The 18,909-nt window shown below is 64.6% G+C and carries 16 protein-coding genes and 1 pseudogene; 8 read left to right on the top strand and 9 right to left on the bottom strand.

The window, feature by feature from the left end:
* Window positions 1-17: 17 nt before the first annotated feature.
* Entirely contained in the window at window positions 18-884 is an 867-nt protein-coding gene (locus LDN95_RS04625) for a LysR substrate-binding domain-containing protein (RefSeq protein WP_226016471.1), read from the bottom strand.
* A gap of 131 nt (window positions 885-1,015) precedes the next feature.
* On the opposite strand from LDN95_RS04625, the gene LDN95_RS04620 reads away from it, so the two are divergent.
* Window positions 1,016-2,395 carry a proton-conducting transporter membrane subunit gene (locus LDN95_RS04620; protein WP_226016470.1) on the top strand — a complete coding sequence of 460 codons (1,380 nt, stop codon included), beginning with the start codon at window positions 1,016-1,018 and terminating at the stop codon, window positions 2,393-2,395.
* Between the two features lie 36 nt (window positions 2,396-2,431).
* Window positions 2,432-4,987: a DUF2309 domain-containing protein gene (locus LDN95_RS04615; RefSeq protein ID WP_226016469.1), complete on the top strand. Its 2,556-nt coding sequence runs from the start codon at window positions 2,432-2,434 to the stop codon at window positions 4,985-4,987.
* On the opposite strand, the gene LDN95_RS04610 is transcribed toward LDN95_RS04615, so the two are convergent.
* From LDN95_RS04610 to LDN95_RS04595, 4 genes are read right to left on the bottom strand one after another with little or no spacing between them, the layout of a single operon-like run.
* On the bottom strand, window positions 4,870-5,259 hold the full coding sequence (locus LDN95_RS04610; protein ID WP_226016468.1) for a hypothetical protein: 390 nt from the start codon (window positions 5,257-5,259) through the stop codon (window positions 4,870-4,872). The genes LDN95_RS04615 and LDN95_RS04610 overlap by 118 nt on opposite strands.
* Complete coding sequence (locus LDN95_RS04605) at window positions 5,259-6,746, bottom strand: bifunctional 3-(3-hydroxy-phenyl)propionate/3-hydroxycinnamic acid hydroxylase (protein ID WP_226016467.1); 1,488 nt, start codon at window positions 6,744-6,746, stop codon at window positions 5,259-5,261. The genes LDN95_RS04610 and LDN95_RS04605 overlap by 1 nt, the downstream gene beginning before the upstream one ends.
* Window positions 6,747-6,759: 13 nt before the next feature.
* Window positions 6,760-7,599 (bottom strand): fumarylacetoacetate hydrolase family protein, encoded by an 840-nt coding sequence (locus tag LDN95_RS04600; RefSeq protein ID WP_226016466.1) that lies wholly within the window; start codon window positions 7,597-7,599, stop codon window positions 6,760-6,762.
* Window positions 7,596-8,615: a VOC family protein gene (locus LDN95_RS04595; RefSeq protein WP_226016465.1), complete on the bottom strand. Its 1,020-nt coding sequence runs from the start codon at window positions 8,613-8,615 to the stop codon at window positions 7,596-7,598. The genes LDN95_RS04600 and LDN95_RS04595 overlap by 4 nt, the downstream gene beginning before the upstream one ends.
* A gap of 153 nt (window positions 8,616-8,768) precedes the next feature.
* Between LDN95_RS04595 and LDN95_RS04590 the strand changes: the two genes are divergently transcribed.
* From LDN95_RS04590 to LDN95_RS04580, 3 genes are read left to right on the top strand one after another with little or no spacing between them, the layout of a single operon-like run.
* Entirely contained in the window at window positions 8,769-9,425 is a 657-nt protein-coding gene (locus tag LDN95_RS04590; RefSeq protein WP_226016464.1) for a TetR/AcrR family transcriptional regulator, read from the top strand.
* A gap of 39 nt (window positions 9,426-9,464) precedes the next feature.
* Window positions 9,465-9,617, top strand: coding sequence for a hypothetical protein (locus LDN95_RS04585; RefSeq protein ID WP_226016463.1), 153 nt, complete (start codon window positions 9,465-9,467; stop codon window positions 9,615-9,617).
* Window positions 9,614-11,194, top strand: a complete 1,581-nt coding sequence (locus tag LDN95_RS04580) for an AMP-binding protein (protein WP_226016462.1) — start codon at window positions 9,614-9,616, stop codon at window positions 11,192-11,194. Before LDN95_RS04585 ends, LDN95_RS04580 begins: the two co-directional genes overlap by 4 nt.
* A 52-nt stretch (window positions 11,195-11,246) precedes the next feature.
* Here the strand turns inward: LDN95_RS04580 and LDN95_RS04575 are convergent, their stop codons facing one another.
* Both LDN95_RS04575 and LDN95_RS04570 read right to left on the bottom strand, forming a co-directional pair.
* On the bottom strand, window positions 11,247-12,083 hold the full coding sequence (locus LDN95_RS04575) for an SDR family oxidoreductase (protein ID WP_226016461.1): 837 nt from the start codon (window positions 12,081-12,083) through the stop codon (window positions 11,247-11,249).
* 32 nt (window positions 12,084-12,115) lie between these two features.
* Entirely contained in the window at window positions 12,116-13,105 is a 990-nt protein-coding gene (locus LDN95_RS04570; protein ID WP_226016460.1) for an aldo/keto reductase, read from the bottom strand.
* A 461-nt stretch (window positions 13,106-13,566) separates the two neighbouring features.
* On the opposite strand from LDN95_RS04570, the gene LDN95_RS04565 reads away from it, so the two are divergent.
* On the top strand, window positions 13,567-14,415 hold the full coding sequence (locus LDN95_RS04565) for an SDR family oxidoreductase (RefSeq protein ID WP_226016459.1): 849 nt from the start codon (window positions 13,567-13,569) through the stop codon (window positions 14,413-14,415).
* Window positions 14,416-14,514: 99 nt separating this feature from the next.
* A complete protein-coding gene (locus LDN95_RS04560) occupies window positions 14,515-15,234 on the top strand; it encodes a DUF4287 domain-containing protein (RefSeq protein ID WP_226016458.1) in 720 nt (239 codons plus the stop codon).
* A 255-nt stretch (window positions 15,235-15,489) separates the two neighbouring features.
* Here LDN95_RS04560 and LDN95_RS04555 read toward each other — a convergent pair whose 3' ends face one another.
* Entirely contained in the window at window positions 15,490-16,677 is a 1,188-nt protein-coding gene (locus LDN95_RS04555) for a glycosyl transferase family 8 (protein ID WP_226016457.1), read from the bottom strand.
* 213 nt (window positions 16,678-16,890) lie between these two features.
* Here LDN95_RS04555 and LDN95_RS23290 point away from each other — a divergent pair, with 213 nt between their 5' ends.
* The gene (locus LDN95_RS23290) at window positions 16,891-16,986 is read left to right on the top strand and encodes a hypothetical protein (protein WP_226016640.1); all 96 of its coding nucleotides are present in this window, start codon (window positions 16,891-16,893) and stop codon (window positions 16,984-16,986) included.
* Between the two features lie 17 nt (window positions 16,987-17,003).
* Here the strand turns inward: LDN95_RS23290 and LDN95_RS04545 are convergent.
* Window positions 17,004-18,905: pseudogene (locus LDN95_RS04545) on the bottom strand (sulfotransferase); the annotation flags it as partial.
* Between the last annotated feature and the right edge of the window lie 4 nt (window positions 18,906-18,909).

Genomic DNA, 18,909 nt, shown 5'->3' with positions numbered 1-18,909 from the left:
ACGCGCTGCGGAACCGACTAAGCGCCCCGCTCGAGCGCCGCAATGATGTGCTGGGCAAGACGGTGCGCGGTGCCCGAAAGCCCCGGCGCTTCGATCAGCGCGATCTCGGTATCGTAAAGCGGCGGCAGCCCCGCATCTTCGCCCACCGCAACAAGGCTGGCAGGCATCATCTCCAGCGGCAGCACCGTGATACCGAGCCCGGCACGAACGGCGGAAAGACTGCCCGCCAGACTGGTCGACGTATAGGCTATCCGCCAGTTTCGACCGATCGCATCGAGCGCTTGCGTGGCCCGTTTGCGATAGACGCAGGGTTCGGGCGAGACGACCAGCGGAACGCGCGCGAAGTCGGCTACGGACTGCCTGTCGCGCGCCACCCAGACCAGCGGCTCACGCCAGACGCGCACCCCGTCCTGCCGCTCTTGCGTCGGTTGGCGCTTGACCAGAACGAGATCGAAATGCCCGGCGTGAAAGCGCTCGAGCAGATTGAGCGTCAGATCGCAGGTCACTTCCAGCTCGACCAGCGGATGCGCCCCGGTAAAGGCGGCAAGGACCGCCGGCAGATGCGCGGTGGCAAAGTCCTCGGGCACGCCGATGCGCACCGAACCCGTGATATCGGGCTCGAACATCTCGGCCACTGTCGCATCGTGCAGCCGCAGGATCTGGCGCGCGGGGCCGATCAGACGCTCTCCATCGGGCGTGATCGCCTGACTGCGCGGGCTGCGCAGGAACAGCGTGCGGCCAAGCTGCTCCTCAAGCCGTTTGAGCTGGAGGGAGATCGCAGACTGGGTGCGGCCAAGCCGTTCACCGGCACGGGTGAAACTGCCCAGATCGGCTATCGTCACAAAGCACCGGAGCAGGTCGATATCGAGATTGCGCAACGCCATGACCGCGACTCTATCATTTCAATCACCAATCTTCAAGATTTCTGAAATTCGTTTCCAAAATCTTGATCCATGCTGCACCTGCACGGTCAGGACAGGGCCATCGCCGGAGCGGCGGCTGACAGGAGCAGCACATGAACCAGACCACGTTGACAGCAAGTTCGCGGCAATGGAGCAATACCGCGCTGTATCGCCTTGCGCCGCGCGCCGCCGACCTGCCGGTCATCGCGCTGGGCGCGGTGGTCGTCACCGCGCTGGCGCTTGGCCTGGCGACACCGAACACCGCAGGCATGGCGCTTGGCTGCCTGAGCGTGCTGGTCACGCTCGTCGTCCTTTCCTTTGCGCGCAGGCAGCTTCGGGCCGATCCGCGCGCGGCGTCATTCGCGCGTATGGCGGTCGGACTGGTGATTGCCACCGTGCTGACCGGTCTGGCTGGTAACGTGCTGCTGCTGGTGGCGGGATGGATCGCGAGCGGGCGGCTGATGGCCGGAATGATCGGTCATGCCGATGACTGGGCCGAAGCCCGCGCCGCTGCGCGCCGTGCCAGCCTTGCCTTTGCCGCAAGCGATCTGGCGCTGGTCGGTGCGGCTTTGCTGCTGGTGCTGGGCGCCGGTTCGAGCGATCTTGCAACGATCCTTTCAGCGGTCCCGTCGATGACCCAAACCGTGATCGCACCGGCCGCGTTCCTGCTGGTGATCGCCGCTCTGGCGCGCTGCGCCCTGCCGCCGTTCTCATCGTGGTTGATGTCCTCGCTCGCCGCTCCGACCCCGGTTTCGGCGCTGATGCACGCAGGCTTCGTCAACGCAGGCGGGTTCCTGCTGATCCGGCTCGCCCCGGTGCTGGAAGCGGCCCCATCGGCCCGGTTCACGCTGTTTGCAGTGGGCATCGCGGCAGCGGTGTTCGGCAGCGCCATCATGCTGGTGCGCAGCGATGTGAAGGGCTCGCTCGCCGCCTCGACGATCGCGCAGATGGGTTTCATGCTGCTGACCGTGGCGCTGGGCGCCTATGCCGCGGCCTTGTGGCACATGGTGGCCCACGGCTTGTTCAAGGCCTGGCTTTTCCTCGGCTCTGCGGGCACCATCTCAAGCGCTTCGAGCCGCGCCAAGGCCCTGCCGCAGCCAATCCCGGCAGTGATCGCGCTGACGACCCTGACCGGCGCTCTGGCAATTCTGCAAGCGCGCTCGGACTTGCCGCTGCTGCCGCTGGGGCTCGCTTGCGCGGCCCTGCTCAGCGCCTTTGCCGTGGGCCTTGGCGCGGCCGGGCGCAGCCGGCTGAGCGCGGTCACGGTGTCCGTTCCGGTAATGCTGATCGCGCTGAATGCCGGAGCGCTCGGCGCGATGGCGGCCTTGCAACCCGATGCGGGCATGCCGCTGCTGTCCCCCTATGCCCAGTTCGGCCTGTTATCGCTGTTTCTTGCGGGCGGCGTGCTCCAGCAATCGCTGGCCAGTGGTGCGCGAAGCCTGCCCCCTGCCCTTTACGCCCGGCTGATCCACGCCGGAACCCCGGCTGCCTGAAGTTCCCCATCCTGACTCACCAGAAGGACTCCCGCCATGAACCTCGCGACCGGAAGCCTCGTGAAAACCCCCTCGCCCGCGATCTGCACCCCTACGGAACGCGAACAATTGCTCGCTCTCGCCTCGATCGCCACGCAGACCGTCGCCCCGCTGTGGCCGCTCGACAGCGCGATTGCGGTGAACCCGCTTTCGGGCTTCGAAGATCAGCCGTTCGAAACCGCCGTGGTCGAAGCGGCGGCGCTGTTCGGTGCGCGTCCCACGCTGTCCTTGACCGAATGGCGGCAGATGCTGGCCGATGGACGGATCGATCCCGTCATGTTGCGCAAGGTGGTGGTGCGTGCGCTGGGTGGGCTGGACGAGGCCTTTGCACCGCTCGGCCCTGATCTCAATGCCTACAACATGCTGATGGCGCGGCTGACCGAGCTGGATGCGGACGATACGCCATCGGTGCGGCGCACGCTTCCGCCCACACTGGCGGTGCTGGCGCGCTGGCTGGCGGCGTTCCTCGATCGCACGGCAGGATCGCGGCTTCCCCACCGCGAGCGTGGGCTTTATGCCTGCCTTGCCAGCGCGCTGCGGCATGATCCTGCCTTGCGCCGGGCCAGCGATGCAAGCGGCGCGAGCTGGCTGGCACTGGCACCGGCGGACCCTGTCGACATGCTGCTGCTTGCCGCCCAGCGTGACGGGATTGCGCCCGAGCGGCGGTTGGCGTGGCTGCGCACGTTGGTTGTGGCTCTGCCGGGTTGGGCGTCACACTTGCGCTGGCGCAGCGAACATGCCGGGCCGCTGGCAAGCTCTGGCGCGCCTGCGACAATGGTGGACCTGATGGCACTCGTCGCGCTTGTTCAAGGGACGGCGCGCCGCGCTCCGCAGGCCGTGGCCGACAAACCGGCAAGCGACACGGTCAAAGCGGCGCTGCTTGCGCACTTCGGCCTTGATGCAGGCACGGCGGCGCATTTCTCCGAAACGGCAAATGCACGGTTTACGAGGGTCGCCGAGCTGAGCTTCGCGCAACTTGGACTGATCTTCCAGGAAGCCGCCGAGGCAAGCTATCTTGCCTCGCTCGCCCCCCAACTTGAGGCAGCCTCGGCCCGCCTGACCGCACCGCAAGCCAGCTTGCGGCCTGACGCGCAGGCCGTGTTCTGCATCGATGTTCGTTCAGAGCCGATGCGGCGCGCGCTGGAAGCGCAAGGGCAGTTTGAGACGTTGGGCTATGCCGGGTTCTTCGGACTGCCGATCGCGCTCAACCCCGCCTGTGCCGCGCCGACACGCAACCAGTTGCCGGTGCTGCTCTCGCCCGCCCATGTCGTGCCCGAACAAGCCACGCAGGGTCGCGAGGCCGAGGCCGGGGCGCTGCTGGCCCGGCACGCCGCGCTGGATGATGCGCAGGCCATGCTCGACACCACCAAAAGCGGCGCAACCGGCTTTGCCACCGCAGAGGCGACCGGTCCCGTGGCAGCCGTCGCCATGCTCGCACGCACGCTGGCTCCGCGCCTTACCGCAGGTCTGCGCAAGCGCCTGATAGGAGAACGCGGCCACGTTCTGACCCCGGTGGCAAGCAACGATCACGATCACGCCGACCATCTTTCCGGCGATGCAATCGGGCTGGAGCAGCGGGTCGCTTATGCGCGCGGCATGTTCACGCTGACCAGCCTTGCGCCAACGACCGCGCGGCTTGTGGCGCTGGTCGGCCATGGCGGCTGCACCACGAACAATGCCTATGCCGCCAGCCTCGACTGCGGGGCTTGCGGGGGTCATCCGGGTGGGCCGAACGCAAGGCTGATGGCGGCGATACTAAACGACCCGCAAGTGCGCGAGGGGCTGGCGGTTCAGGGCATCGCCCTGCCCGACGACACCTGGTTCATCGCGGCACAGCACGATACCACGCAGGATGACGTGCAGATCTTCGACCGTCAGCTGGTTCCCGCCAGCCACGCCGATGACCTTGCGCGGTTCGAACAGGCGCTCGGCCTTGCCGGGGCGCAGTGCCGCGAGGAACGTGCCGCGCGGCTTGGGCGCACCGCCGACGACCTGCTGACCGGCGCGGCGCACTGGGGCGAAGTGCGGCCCGAATGGGGACTGTCCGGCAATGCCGCCTTCATCGTCGGCCCGCGCACGCTGACCCGCACCATGGATCTTAGCGGCAATGCGTTCCTGCACAGCTATGACTGGAAGCAGGACGGCGACGGCAGCGCGCTCACCGGGATCATGACCGCACCGATGATCGTGGCGCAGTGGATCAACTGCCAGTACCTGTTCTCGTCCATCGACAACGCCGTTTTCGGCGCTGGCGACAAAGTGACGCAGAACGTGGTCGGCGGTTTCGGCGTGGTTCAGGGCAGCGGAGGCGACTTGTGTATCGGCCTGCCCCGGCAATCCCTGTTCCGCGACGACGGATCACTCTACCACACGCCGCGCCGCCTTGTGGTGATCGTCGAGGCTCCGTTGCAGCGCGTCGAAGACATCGTCCTGCGTCACGATGCGGTCGGCCGCCTTGTCGAGAACGGCTGGGTCAACCTGGTGGTGATCGATCCGTGGAAGCACAAGGCGCACAATTGGGTGCGCGGCGAATGGGTGGCGCGGCCATGCTGAAAGGCATGGCCCGCGCGCCACGCGATGCGCGGCATCGATCCGGGAGTGGCTAGGCCGCGCGGCACCTTGGTATTGGCCATGTGCGCCCGCGCCCAGTCGGCAAGTTCGGTCTCGGTCGCGCTCGCACCCGGACGCAACACGACGAAGACCTTGCCGATCGCGCCCATCCGTTCATCCGGAATGCCGATCTCCAGACTGGCGGCCAACGGCTTCTCGACTGCAACCTGATTATCACCATTGCCGCCATGGCCATGACACAGCCTGCGTTGCATCACGCGGTCCCGAGCGCTTGTTGCCATCGCGCTGCCAACTGGTTCGCGTCACCGCCCGCGAAGATATAGCGGTCGGGGCGCACGAGCACGGCGTCCACGCCATGTTCGACCAGCCACCGCTCGACCGGCGCGCGAAAGGGCGCGAGGCAGGGATCATCGAGCGCCACGATCTGAACGCCCGGAACGTCGGCGCTGGCAGGGTGCCGCGCGATCAGCCACGCCCCCGGGCCAAGCCCATCGTCCGACCGGGCTATTGCCCCGGCATTGACGCAGACCTGAGGGAAATAGGCGCCGGCAGCGGGCTCCCCGGCAAGGATAAGACCGCCGCCGATGGGGGGATAGTCCGGCGGACCGTCGGGCAACTTGCCAAGCGCACGCGCAATCCGAAACCCCCAATCGCGCGCAAGGGCTGCCCTGCGATTGGTGATACAGACCGTGCGCCCCATGCTGATCGCCATCTTGATGGTTGCCCGCACGTGGGGCTCGCGCTCAAGCTGATAGGCATCGAGCACGCTGTCGCGCGCACCATCGCGCACGACCGCAGTCAACTTCCATGCAAGGTTTGCCGCATCGCGAATGCCCGCGCATAGACCCTGTCCCGCAAAAGGCGGGGTCTGGTGCGCGGCGTCGCCCGCAAGCAGGACGCGCCCCTTGCGCCAGCGCTGCGCCACCCGCGCACGGAAGGTATAGACTGCCTTGCGCTCCAGCGTCACCGCGCCGTCGACCTGCCATGGCTCCAGCAGCCGCGCAATCGCGGCATCGCTGCTGATGTCTTCGGGGGATTCGCCCGGCTTGATCATGAATTCCCAGCGATGGCGACCATTGCCCATCAACACGCAAGTTGTCGGCCGCGCTGGGTCACAGATCTGCAGATTCGTCGTCGGCAGCCGCGATGGATCGTGCACCAACGCGTCGACCACCAGCCAGGGTTCCTCGAAACCCAGATCGTCAAAACCGATCCCCGCGGCTTTGCGCACCGGACTGCGCGCGCCGTCCGCCCCGATCAGAAAACGCGCTCGCACCGCACGCTCGCGTTCGGCATCAGCCAGCGTTGCCACCACGGCGTCGTCTGTCTCCTGCCAGCGAACCAAGGCGGTAGAAACTTGCAAGGTAGCCAGAGGCAATTGCGCCAACCGGCTGCGCAAGGCCTCCTCGATCGAGGGCTGGTGCACCATATTGGCGGTCGGCCAGCCACCCTCACCCATCGCGGCCGGCGTCTCGAAGCGCAGCAGCACAGTGCCTTTGGCGTTGCGGAATTCATAGCCCGAGGCGCTGCGCGAGGTCGCCATGATCCGGTCGGCGACACCGATGTCCTGAAACACCCGCATCGTCTCATGATCGACGTGGGCCGCGCGCGGCAGGGGATAGATCGTCTGCTCCTTTTCCACCACCAGCACGGACAGGCCCTGTTGTGCGAGCAGTGCCGCCAGCGTCACACCGGTTGGGCCACCGCCCGCGACGATCACGTCATGGTCAAAATCCGCCATCTTGCCCGGCCTTTCAGACTTCGTCCGCCATCACGCCTTCGATCGCGCCAAGCCGGTCGATCTCGCAGCGCACCACGTCGCCTGCTTTGAGGAAACAGCGCGGTTCCATCGCCGCGCCGACGCCACCGGGAGTGCCGGTAAACAGCAGGTCGCCCGGCTCCAGCGTCATCGCCTGCGACAGATGGGCAATCTGCTGGCGCAGATCGAACACCAGGTGGCGGGTGTTCGAATCCTGCCGCTTCTCGCCATTGACGAAGCAGCGGATGCCCAGATCGTGCGGATCGCCAAGCTCGTCGGCGCTGGTCAGCCATGGGCCAAACGGCGCGTGGGTGTCGAAGCTCTTGCCCAGCGACCACTGCGGGCTGCTGTGCTGCCACAGCCGCTCGGTCACATCGTTGCCGACGCAATAGCCGAACACATGGTCAAGCGCCTGCTCGACCGGGATATGCTTGCCGCGCCTGCCGATGACCGCGACGAGTTCGACTTCATAATCGGCGGTCGCGGTGCCGCGAGCGATCTGGATCGGATCGAACGGTCCGTTGACCGAGGTCTGCGCCTTGGTGAACCATACCTGCCGTTCGGGCACGGTCATGCCGGATTCGGCGACGTGATCGGCATAGTTCAGCCCGATCGCCCAGATCTTGCCCGGCCGCAGCACCGGCGCATGGAGATGAACGTCCGCCAGCGCAACGCCGCCACCGGCCAGCGCCTTTGCCTCAAGCTCTGGACGCAAGACGTCCCACTGCGTGATCAGGTCGATCATCGTTCCGGCAACGCCGGTGGGCACGACGGTATCGGCGATGACAAGACCGGAGCCGGTCTGTCCGTTGTGCGTGTAAGTCACCAGCTTCATGCGGAAATATCCTTTGATCGGGAGGCAAAACGGTTGCGCAGGCGGGTGAGTGTGGCGACCAGCGAGGCCGCCAGACGCGGCGAAGGCGCCAGCTTGCGGGTGAACAGCGGGTTGGGCGCACCCCATTGCACTGCCAGCAGATCGATCAGTGTTCTGGTCTGCGGCGGATCGTGCGCGGTCAGCAGGTCGCCATCGGTCCAGTGTTCCAGCTCGTGCCCCCAGGGATCTTTCCAGTAATCGAAGATCTGGCTGCCCATGATGTGCCGCCCGACGCCCCATGCCGCCTTGCGCTGGCCAGCCTTGAGGTGCTGGTGCCCCAGCATCAGGTCATCCAGATCGAGCACTTCGAAGGCGGCGTGCATGAACCCCGGCTTGCCCGGCAGTTGCGCAAGAAACAGCGTGTGATGATCCGATGGCACATCGCCCCGGTCGCACCGCAAGAACGCACCGATGGCAAGCTGCGGCGCGGCCTCGATCTCGTCCGACGTAAGAAAGCCGAAGCGCTGCTTGTACCATCGTTCGGAACGGCGGAAATCCGACACTTTGAGCACGCAATGGCCGATGCGAAAGACATGCGCCGGTCCGGATTCCAGCCGCACCAGATCGCGTTGCCGCACGCGCGCCACAACGGTGTTGCGCATCGACGAAACGCCGCCGGGGCGCGGTTCTTCGACGTCCTGCCCGGCGATGACCTCGACCAGAAAGCCGTCAGGGTCATGCAGCCGCACCACAAATCCTGCACCCGGCGCATCGAACGGTTCGACGCTAACGCCTTCGGCCTGTGCCAGTCGTTCGAGATCGGCAATCGATCCTGCCCGCAAACCGAGCGCGATGAAGCCTGCCTTGCCGGGTTGCGTGGCGTGGACGAATGGCCTGCCATCGCTGCCGCGACCAAAGAGCCGCCCGGCCTGCTCGAAGGGTTCAAGGCCGAAGTCGACAAGAAACGCGCGCATCGCGGCGAGGTCCGGCGCCGCAAAGCGCACGTGGGCAATATCCTCGATGCGGATCAGGCTCATCGGCGATTCTCTCCGGCGCCATCGGCGTTTCCCGGCAATGTGCCGTCACCGATTCTCTCTTGACTATTTGGTCATTTATGCCAATGTGACCAAATGGTCAAGTCGAGAGAAAATGACATTGCGCGCCCCACCTCCGTACCGTCCAGCCGGGCCTTGCGCACACGCACGGCCTTGCTGGATGCCGGCCTGCACTTGCTGGCAGAGCGGCCGGTCGATGCCATCGCGGTTGACGAACTGGTCGGTGCAGCGGGCGTGGCGAAGGGGTCGTTCTTCAACCACTTTGCCGACAAGCACGCCTTTGCCGCCGCCATTGCCGAAGACATTCGCGCGGAACTGGAAGCCCGCGTCGAACGCTTCAACGCGGGGGAGGAAGCGGCGCTTGTGCGGCTGAGCGGAGGAATGATCGTGGCTGCAGCCTTTGCGCTGGGCGAGCCGCGCCGCACGACGATCATGGCGCGCAACGCCAGCAGCCAGACGATGCAGGACCACCCGCTCAATCGCGGGGTCATCGCCGATTTGCGCGCATCGTGGAAACAGGGCCTCATCGCCCCGGCCAATGAGGCATCGGGCGTGCTGTTCTGGCTGGGTTGTTGCCACACCGTGATGAGCGCGCTGGTGACGATGCCCGATGACGGCCCCGCCAGCCTTCGCGTTAGCGTTAGCCTTCGCGTTCTGGCCGACATGATGCGTCAGGCGCTGCGTGGACTTGGCGCGGCTCCGGAGGCCATCGCCAGCCTTACCGCACCAGCGACGCTGGCGGCACGGCTTGACCGGGCGCTGTCCACTGCCGATTACGTCGTAAGCTCATAAATCGCGTAAACCGGCGAGAACCAGAACAGAGGAAGCTTGATGGCCCGCATATCCCTGCGCCACGACACGAATGACGGCCCGCGCCTGGCCAAACGGATCGATGAACGGATCGGTGCCACGATCCGCAAGCCTTCGACCGTGCCCGATCTGGGCGCACAGGCCAACCTCGTGATCGACCAAAGGAGAGCATGACCATGCCCCGTCCGCTGACCCCGTTCGACGGCATGGACATTCGCTCGCTGCTCGATCGGCAAGCGCACGTGCGCGGCGATCATCCGTTCCTGATCTGGGAGCCGCTTAACGGCGCAGGCGCGCAATGGAGCTATACCGAGTTTGTCGATCAGGTCCGGCGCTTTGCTGCAGGGATTGCCGCACGCGGTGTCGCGCCTGGCGAGCGGGTACTGATCCACCTCGACAACTGCCCCGAGATGCTGATCGCCTGGCTTGGATGCGCTTATTCAGGTGCCGTGCCGGTCACCACCAACGCCCGTTCCGCGGCCGACGAACTGGCCTATTTCGCCGCGCATAGCCGGGCGGTGGGCGCCATTACCCAGCCCCGCTTTGCCGCGCTGGTCGCCGCCGCGACGCCGGGCATCGGCTGGCGTACGGTCACGCCCGATGACAACGGCGAGCCCGCGACGTCCGACACGTCGGGGTTTGAACCATTTGCCGCGATCGACGGCAATCCCGCGACTTTGCCCGCGCGGCCCCATGATCCGTGGGCACACTTCGGCATCCAGTACACCTCTGGCACGACCTCGCGCCCCAAGGCCGTGCTGTGGACTCATGCCAATGCCCTGTGGGGCGCGCGGATGAGCGCCAGCCACGAGGATCTGCGACCCGAGGACGTGCATCTGGTGCACCTGCCGCTGTTTCACACCAATGCGCAGGTCTATTCGGTGCTTGCGGCGCTGTGGGCGGGGGCCAGCGTGGTACTGGTGCCCCGGTTCTCGGCATCGCGGTTCTGGCCGATCTCGCTGCGGCACCGGGTGACGTGGACTTCGATGGTCCCGTTCTGCGCCAAGGCGCTGCTCGACCAGCCCCTGCCGGACAAGCACCATTACCGCTTCTGGGGCAATGCCATCTGCGATGCACCGTGGGATGCACACTTCGGAGTGACCACCATCGGCTGGTGGGGCATGACCGAGACGATCACCCACGGCACCGTGGGCACCACCCATCACGCCAATGCCCCGATGGCGATGGGACGGCCCTCGCCCGGCTATGAAATCCACGTGCTGGACGATCAGGGCAATCCGGTCGGCCCCGGCGAAACCGGTAATCTGCTGGTGCGCGGACGGCGCGGCGTGTCGCTGTTCCTTGAATACGCCGACAACCCCGAGGCGAGCGCCGCCGCCTTCCGCGACGATGGCCTGTTCATCACCGGGGACCGCGTGACGCGCGGGGCCGATGGCTTCCTGTACTTTGCCGACCGCGACAAGGACATGCTCAAGGTCGGCGGAGAGAACGTCGCCGCGTCCGAGATCGAACGCGTGATCCAGTTGGTCCCCGGCGTTACCGAAGTGGCAGTGGTGGGACAATCGCATCCCATGCTCGATGAAGTGCCGGTAGCCTTCGTCATCCCGGCCGATGCCGATGATGCGCAACTGGTCGGTCGCATTCAGGCCGCCTGTACGCAACAACTGGCCGGCTTCAAGCAACCGCGCGCCATCCGGCTGGTCGACAGCCTGCCCCGCTCCACGCTCGAAAAGGTGGCGAAAGCGGCGCTGCGCGCGCAACTGGCGCAGGAGCCGGCATCTGCCACCTGATCGGGCCTTCGTACTGTCATCCGGCTCGACCTGCGCGAGCAACAGCCCAGGCTTATGCGTTCTTTTCCGGCGCCAAAGGACCATAGTACCACGAGGCCGTGACGCCTCCGTCGATCAGGATGTCACTGCCGGTGATGAAAGCACCTTCGCGCCCCAGCACGAACGCGGCGAGCGCGCCGATTTCATCGGGCGTTCCCGCACGCCCCGCAGGAGAGCGCTCCAGCATCTGACGATACCCGGCACCGCGCGGCCCGTTGAGTTCATCGTTGGCCAGCGGCGTGATGACGATGCCGGGCGAGATCGCGTTGACGCGCGCGCTGCGCTCGGCCCAGCGGACTGCTTCGGCCTTGACTCGCAGGCCATTGGCCCGCTTGGACATCTGATAGGCGTGCAGCGTGTCGGTGATCCGCTCGGAGGCCAATATTGGCAAGGCCAGCAGATCTTCTGCCGGAGTGGTGGCCAGCAGACGATCTTCCTCGATGGTCAGCGCGGGCATGCGGTACCCTGATTGCGAGGAGATCACCACACCGGCCCCGCCGGGCGCCATGATCGCGCCAAAAGCTTCCAGAACCAGCGCTGTGCCATACAGATCGACCGCAAGGATGGTGGCAACCGGTGCCTGCGATGGCGATACCCCGGCCGCATGGACCAGCGCCATCACCGCGCCCATCGCCGATGCCCGCTGCGCCAGCGCTTCGACCGCTGTTCGGGATGTGATGTCGACCAAGGCGGTTTCGACCGCGAATCCGGCATCGCGCAACACCAGAGCGGCAGCGTCTACGCTTTCCTGCCGCAGATCCGCGATCAGCACCTTGCGACCCGCGCTGACGCGGCGCGTAATGGCCAAGCCGATGGAGCCGGCACCGATAAGAACAACCACCTCATTCATGGCAAATACTCCTGCGTTGGAGGCTGAGCGGATCAGCGGTAAGACATGGCGAGCACAGCCTCGGGCAGGCGCGAACCGGTAACAGCCACGGCGGCAAAGGCCTGCTCGATCCTGCCCATGTCCTCAGCCGACAGCGCGACTGCACCGGCCCCAAGGTTTTCCGCCACACGGTCGAGCCGCCGGGTGCCGAAAATGGGCACGATGAACGGCTTGCGAGCGAGCAACCAGGCCAGCGCGACTTGTGCTGACGTGGCGCCCTTCTCCGCCGCCAGCGCACCGACCAGATCGGCAATCTGCTGGTTGGCGGCCAGCGCCTCGGGGGAGAAGCGCGGCGAGTTCGCGCGGAAGTCGCCGGGAGCAAAAGTTGCGTCAGCGGCAATCTTGCCGGTCAGAAAACCAGCGCCCAGCGGTGACCACGGTACGAAGCCGATCCCCAGTTCCTCGCAGGTCGGCAGGACTTCCGGCTCGGGATCGCGCGTCCACAGCGAGTATTCGCTTTGCACCGCGGTAAGCGGCTGCACCGCATGGGCCTTGCGGATGGTTTGCGCGCTCGCTTCCGACAGGCCGAAATGATGCACTTTGCCCGCGGAGATCAAGTCCCGCACGGTTCCGGCCACATCCTCGATCGGCACCGCCGGATCGACGCGGTGCTGATACAGCAGGTCGATCGCCTCGATCCCAAAGCGTTTGAGGCTGGCATCGACCACGTCCCGGATGTGTTCGGGACGGCTGTTGAGCCCCGCGCCGCGCTTGCCGGTGACTGGGTCGATGTCGAAGCCGAACTTGGTGGCGATCACCACCTTGTCGCGGATCGGGCGCAGAGCCTCGCCGACAAGTTCCTCATTGGTCCATGGACCATAGGCTTCCGCCGTATCGAACAGCGTCACGCCGAGGTCGTGGGCACCCCGGATAACCCGGATGGCCTCGGCCTTTTCAGGAGCCGCGCCATAGGTCGAGGCAAAGCTCATCGTGCCAAAGCCGATTTCCGACACGGCCAGCGAGCCGAGAAAACGCGTTTTCATGTCATTCTCCTGCGGGAGCAGAGCAACCGCACGCACTCCGGCGGATTGCTGCGATGACGTCGATATAGGACGCCCCGGACCCAAGGATTAGATAGCTGAACACACTATGGCTTATGAATGCCGCTCATGAACGCCTTGTGGGCGATATGTTGTGGGCAGCATGGCTCACCCGCGAAAGCACTCCGCTTCGCCAACGAGGCGGAACGCCGATGAAGGCTGGTGCCGATCAGGGTAATTGAATGGGCGCCCGGCGTGGGCGAATTCCCGGACATTGAGCCCGCCCTCGGTTGGCAACCTGACATTGATGCAGCGGTGGCCGGCAAGGTCTTCGCGGCGCATTTATTATCCTGTGATATGACTTCTTGCGGAACCATACCTCTAATCACCGCAATCACCCTGCCGTATGGTTGCCCCTCCAGTTGGTCGCATCCCTGCTTCGACCCGCCCGGAGGAGAACCGTCGTGAGCAAGAATTTCCCCGTTGCAGAAGTGATCGTCGTCATCGGTGCAGGCGGGATCGGCTTGGCCATTGCGCGCCGTCAGGCCATCGGCAAGACGCTGTTGCTGGCCGATATCAATGCGCCACAACTTGAGGCTGCCGCCACCGACTTGCGTAGCGCCAGCTATCGCGTCGAAGCGCAAGTGGTAGACGTGACCTCGCGCCAATCGGTCAAGGCGCTGGCCGAAACGGCCGCCTCGCTGGGTAGGGTGATGCAGGTCATCAATACCGCAGGGCTTTCACCCAACATGGCGCCGGTCGACCGGGTGCTCGCCGTCGACCTCTATGGCGCCGCGCTGGTGTTCGAGGAATTTGGCAACGTGATCGCACATGGTGGATCAGGCCTCATCATTTCCAGCATGGCCGGGCACATGATGCCTGCGCTGCCGCCCGGACAGGACAAAGCGCTGGCCCATACCCCGGCTGACGAACTGCTGGCATTGCCGTTCCTCAACGGCGACGCCGTGCCGAACACGCTGGTTGCCTACATGCTGGCCAAACGCGGCAACATGCTGCGCGTCCAGGCCGAAGCGATGAACTGGGGGGAGCGCGGTGCTCGGGTCAACTCCATCAGCCCCGGCATCATCGTGACTCCACTGGCCCGCCACGAACTGGAATCCGAAATCGGCGGGATGTATGAAGCGATGGTGGCAGCATCGCCATCCAGACGCATGGCGCCCCCCGAAGAAGTCGCTGCCGCAGCGGCCTTTCTTTTGGGGCCCGACGCGGGCTTCATCACCGGCAGCGACTTGTTGATCGACGGCGGCGTCATTGCCGCGATGCGCGCAGGCAAACTTCCCACCCCCGGTTGAACCTGGCAGGCAGCGCCGGCAGGCCGTCGCGAGGCACAGTCATCCGCCTGATGATCTGCGGGCAGTCCGATCTGCGGCGAAGTCGAAGGCGAAGCGACCGTGCTGCCGATCGACTATGCCGCTTCGGGCAATTGCGGCAGCGTCTCGCTGAACCGCAGCGGCAAGGGCAAAATTGTCCGTGTTCGCCCGCTTGACGCGCTGAATCTGGCGTCATGCGGCCTGCTCAAAATCGATGTCGAGGGTATTGAATCTGCCGTTCTGCGCGGCGCGGCTGACAAGATCGATCGCTGCAGGCCGATCATCTATGTCGAGAACGTCCGCGCCGCCAATCAGCAAAACGTCATCTCGCGCATTGCCGATCACGACTATTGCCTGTTCTGGCATCTGCCACGGCTGTTTTCCGCCGCCAACTTTCGCGGGAACCAGCAAAACATCTGGCCGGGTGCTTCATCGATCACCATGCTTTGCCTGCGAGGCGGCGTGGTCGAAGGCGCACAGACCATCGATCCGAGCAACTGGACCAGCCCGGCAAACCTTGGCAATCGATCGGAACTTTCGCTCGACCTCGTTGACAAATGCGGGCGATCTCTGGATCAATTCACAGCTATGAGCGATGGCAAGATCACAGGTCCGGCAGCCTACTTTCCTTCGATCGAGAAGAAATACGGCCGCCCGATTTCCCACTGGAAGGAACTGGTTCTTGCGGCGCTCCCGGCGCGGCACATGGAGCTTGTCGCCATGTTGAAGGATCAGCATGGCCTGGGCCACGGCCATGCCAATGCCATCGTTGCACATACCCTTGCAGAGAAGCACGCCTGAAGCAGTTCGTCTTATGCGCTACCGCGAATGGCTCGAATTCATGTCGGTTCGCGTGGGATACACCATGTGTAAGCGGCAGCTTCGACGGTTTCGCGGGCGTCAGACCTGAGGTCTCGAACCCTGCGTCCGAGAAGAAGAAATCCAGTCCTTCGCCATCAGCGCAACGCAAACTGACGCTGGCATGCCCGCCTTCTGCACCCGGCGACTGTCGGCTGGGCCCAGCGGGGTTGCCGAAGCCGCAATGTCAGCGCGGCATCAGGCAAACTTTTGCCGGACACGCTCGGCCAATGCCTGTGCGACGCTTTCGATCACTTGATCCCACCGCCCCCATTCGCGCTGCCGGAACAAGCGCACCGAAGGATACCACGGTGTGTCCTCGCGCTCCAGCAGCCAGCGCCAATCCGGCAGCAAGGGCAGCATGACCCAAGCCGGGCAGCCGAGCGCACCCGCCAGATGCACCGGCGAACTATCGATGGAGATCAGCAGATCGACCTCGGATAATATCGCCGCCGTATCCTCGAAATCGCGAATGTCCGGGCTGAGGCTCACGACATTCATGTTCTTTGGAGGAGTCAACGCCTGCCCCTCGGTTGGCCCCTTCTGGATCGAAAAGAACGTGACACCGTCTTGCGCCAATGGGGCCAGTTGACCGAGGGTCATCGAGCGATTGGCGTCGTTGAAATGGGTCGGCCGCCCGGCCCACAGAAATGCCACCTTCAATCCCGGCTGCGCGCCCTGATACGCACCGAGCCTTTCCGCCCATTGCGCACGCCGATCGGGCAAGGCTGACAAGTATGGCATCGGTTCGCCGGGAAGATCGCGCAATTGCAGTCCCATTGCCATGGGCAGGCTCATCATCTCGCAATGCACGTCAAAATGGGGGGGGAGTTCCCCGCGAAGCGTGATGGCATCGAACCCGCCCATGCGCCGTGCGAGGCTCGCCGTCTCATGGTTGATCTCAAGCACCACGGTTGCCTGGCTGCGTTCCTTTGCCCACGCCACCATGCGCATGAACTGGAACGTGTCGCCGTAACCTTGCTCGTCATGGATCAGCAGGGTCTGCCCCGGAATCGGGCGGCCATCCCACCGCGGTCGCTGAACCTTGCGCTCGATCCGCGAGGTATGCGCCAAGCTGTAGCGATGGCTGTATTCGCGCCAGCCGGCATCGAACGCACCCAAAAGCAGCAGCGTTTCGGAAAGGTCGAAACGGCTGGGGAGATGCCCGGGCAAGGCATCGACAAGCATCTGCTGGATCGGGCGGGCCTCCTGCAGTCTGCCCTGAACCCGCAAAGCCTGCGCTAGCAACGCCCACAAGGTCACCGGGCCCGTACCGCTGGCAAGCATGGGCCGAAGCAAGGCTTCCGCTTCCCTGCCGCGTCCTGCGATCAGCAAAGGGCGGATCTGCGCCTCAACCGCCTGCACATCCATGGTGGCACTGCTCAAATGAGGGACGCCATCGCGCCCCGCTTGGCGGTAGGCTTGGCCCGCGCCTTGCGTGAAGCATGCACAACCGGATCAGCGACAGGGACCGGGCCAGAAGCCAGGCCAGAAGCCGAAAGGGGGACTGGCCCCAAAGCCTGCGCCGTTCGAACCGCACCATTCGCAATGGCACTGTCACCTTCAACACCCAGCGCTGCCAACAAGGGCGCCAGATGATTGGCATACTTCCGCCAACGGCCGACGCTGTTGTCATGCAGCGGTTGTCGCACCTGGTTGATGCTTGCAGTGCGGACAATGCGGGCCGTTCGATGAAAATCGAGGCAGTTTGCATCCCAGTCGAGACCGCAAAACGCGATCAGGCGCTTACTTTCAGCCTCAATATCATGAACAACATCTTCGTACCGCACCTCGATGAAGCGGTCTGGCGGAAGCACCTTGCGCCAATGCTCCATCAGACGTTCATAGCTGCGATAGAACAGGCCAAGTTCGATCAGATCGTAACTGAACAACTGCTCGCGCGTGAACAGCTTGGTATAGCACGATAAACACGTATCGACCGGATCGCGACGAACGTGGATGATCCGGGCATCAGGCAATATCCGGTTGATCAGGCCGGCAAACAAAAAGTTGGACGGCATCTTGTCGATGAGCCGATTGTGCCGCCCTGCCAATGGTACGATCTTTTCAAGGTAGCGTTGACCCAGCACGGCTTGTTGCGCTGCGTCCAGCTTAGCAGCAATTGCCGGATAGGGCCCCGCCTCGTTCACCAGAGTCTGCAGAATCGACAACTCACCGGCCCCGCAAACCGACGGGTGCGATGCCATGATCTGTTCGATCAGCGTGGTTCCCGATCGAGGCACCCCTATGACAAAGACCGCCTGCTCGCTTCCCCCAACGGCAACGGTCGGTGCCTGAATGCGTTCGGCCGGAAAGGCCGAAATGATTTCGGACAGCCAACGATCGGTCGCAACCGGATCGTAAGTGAACGTGGCGCGCTTCAGACGATTGCCTTCGTGCAGATGGGCAAAGCCCCGATCCGCGTCCCCCGCATCAAGCCAAGCTTTGCCCAGCGCGAAGTGCAGGGCGGTGCGGTCAGCCTTGCTATGCAGGCCATCGGAGGCAACCAGCGCTTCCATCGCAGCGATGGCCGGATCATCAGGCTTGCACCGCCGCATGTCGGACAAGTTGAACCAGGCTGCTGCAGACCGCGGATACTGCGCCAGCACCTGTTCGAAAGCGGCCTCGGCCGCATCACTCTCGCCGCACTCCATCAACGCTATGCCGCGATTGACCATCGCCTTTTCCGACGCAAATCCGATCGATCTTGCCGCACGCTCAAACGCTGCCAGTGCATCGGCGGTGTTGTTCTGCGCTTGCAGGATTTCGCCAAGGACGTTCTGCGCCTCACCATCTTCTGGCGCGGTTGCCACCGCCCGCCGCGCGTCGGCAAGCGCTTCGTCCAACCGCCCCAGATGGCGCAGCGCGGTCGCCCTGACCCCCAAGCCGCCGACATGAAGCGGCGCATAAGCCAACAGCGCATCCATCCAGCGCAGCGCTTCGCCGTGATTGTTGCGGCCGACTTCAACCGCTGCTGCATTGATATAGGCGTCGGACAGGCGCGGGTTCACCGCAATCGCCTTGCGCGCCAGTTTCAATGCGTCGCCCGGTTGGCCAAGATCGTTGAGCAGGTTGGACAAGTTACTCAACGCTTCGGCATAATTGGGCGCAATTTCGAGCGCTTTTTCATAGTTCTGGCGCGCCTGCTCCAGACGCCCCAGTCGCTTGAGCGTATTGCCCAGATTGTTATGAGCTTCGGGATAAGCCGGCTGCAGGGCAAGGACGCGCTCGAGACAGGCGAGGCTGTCGTCCAATTTGCCCGCTTCCTGCAGGATGATGCCCAGATTGTTCCACGCGGCAACCAGCGTGTTGTCCATCTTCACGGCACGTCGCGCCGCCTCCTCCGCCTCTGCCAACAAGCCTCTCTGGCGGCACATTTCGCCCAGATTGCTGAGATAAACCGCCTGTACGCGCGGTGCCTGACAAGCCCGGCGCAAATGATCGATCGCGATATCGAGATTCCCGAATGCGTGCGCCATCAGTCCCATCAGATGCAGCGCGTCCGACTGCCCGGGCCACTGGGCCAGTACATGCTGGCACAGCACTTCGGCCTGATCGGCCTGTCCCGCGTTCCAATGGGCATGGGCCTTAGCCAACGCCTGTTCGATCGTCATTCCG

It is taken from the genome of Novosphingobium sp. FKTRR1 (assembly GCF_020404405.1).
GTDB lineage: Bacteria > Pseudomonadota > Alphaproteobacteria > Sphingomonadales > Sphingomonadaceae > Novosphingobium.
Note: the sequence above shows the minus strand (reverse complement) of the source record. Positions and strands in the feature narration are given on the sequence as shown.

Coding starts and splice junctions, on each gene's coding strand:
- LDN95_RS04625 (WP_226016471.1), bottom strand. CDS start 884: ATGGCGTTGCGCAATCTCGATATCGACCTGCTCCGGTGCTTTGTGACG.
- LDN95_RS04620 (WP_226016470.1), top strand. CDS start 1,016: ATGAACCAGACCACGTTGACAGCAAGTTCGCGGCAATGGAGCAATACC.
- LDN95_RS04615 (WP_226016469.1), top strand. CDS start 2,432: ATGAACCTCGCGACCGGAAGCCTCGTGAAAACCCCCTCGCCCGCGATC.
- LDN95_RS04610 (WP_226016468.1), bottom strand. CDS start 5,259: ATGCAACGCAGGCTGTGTCATGGCCATGGCGGCAATGGTGATAATCAG.
- LDN95_RS04605 (WP_226016467.1), bottom strand. CDS start 6,746: ATGGCGGATTTTGACCATGACGTGATCGTCGCGGGCGGTGGCCCAACC.
- LDN95_RS04600 (WP_226016466.1), bottom strand. CDS start 7,599: ATGAAGCTGGTGACTTACACGCACAACGGACAGACCGGCTCCGGTCTT.
- LDN95_RS04595 (WP_226016465.1), bottom strand. CDS start 8,615: ATGAGCCTGATCCGCATCGAGGATATTGCCCACGTGCGCTTTGCGGCG.
- LDN95_RS04585 (WP_226016463.1), top strand. CDS start 9,465: ATGGCCCGCATATCCCTGCGCCACGACACGAATGACGGCCCGCGCCTG.
- LDN95_RS04580 (WP_226016462.1), top strand. CDS start 9,614: ATGACCATGCCCCGTCCGCTGACCCCGTTCGACGGCATGGACATTCGC.
- LDN95_RS04575 (WP_226016461.1), bottom strand. CDS start 12,083: ATGAATGAGGTGGTTGTTCTTATCGGTGCCGGCTCCATCGGCTTGGCC.
- LDN95_RS04570 (WP_226016460.1), bottom strand. CDS start 13,105: ATGAAAACGCGTTTTCTCGGCTCGCTGGCCGTGTCGGAAATCGGCTTT.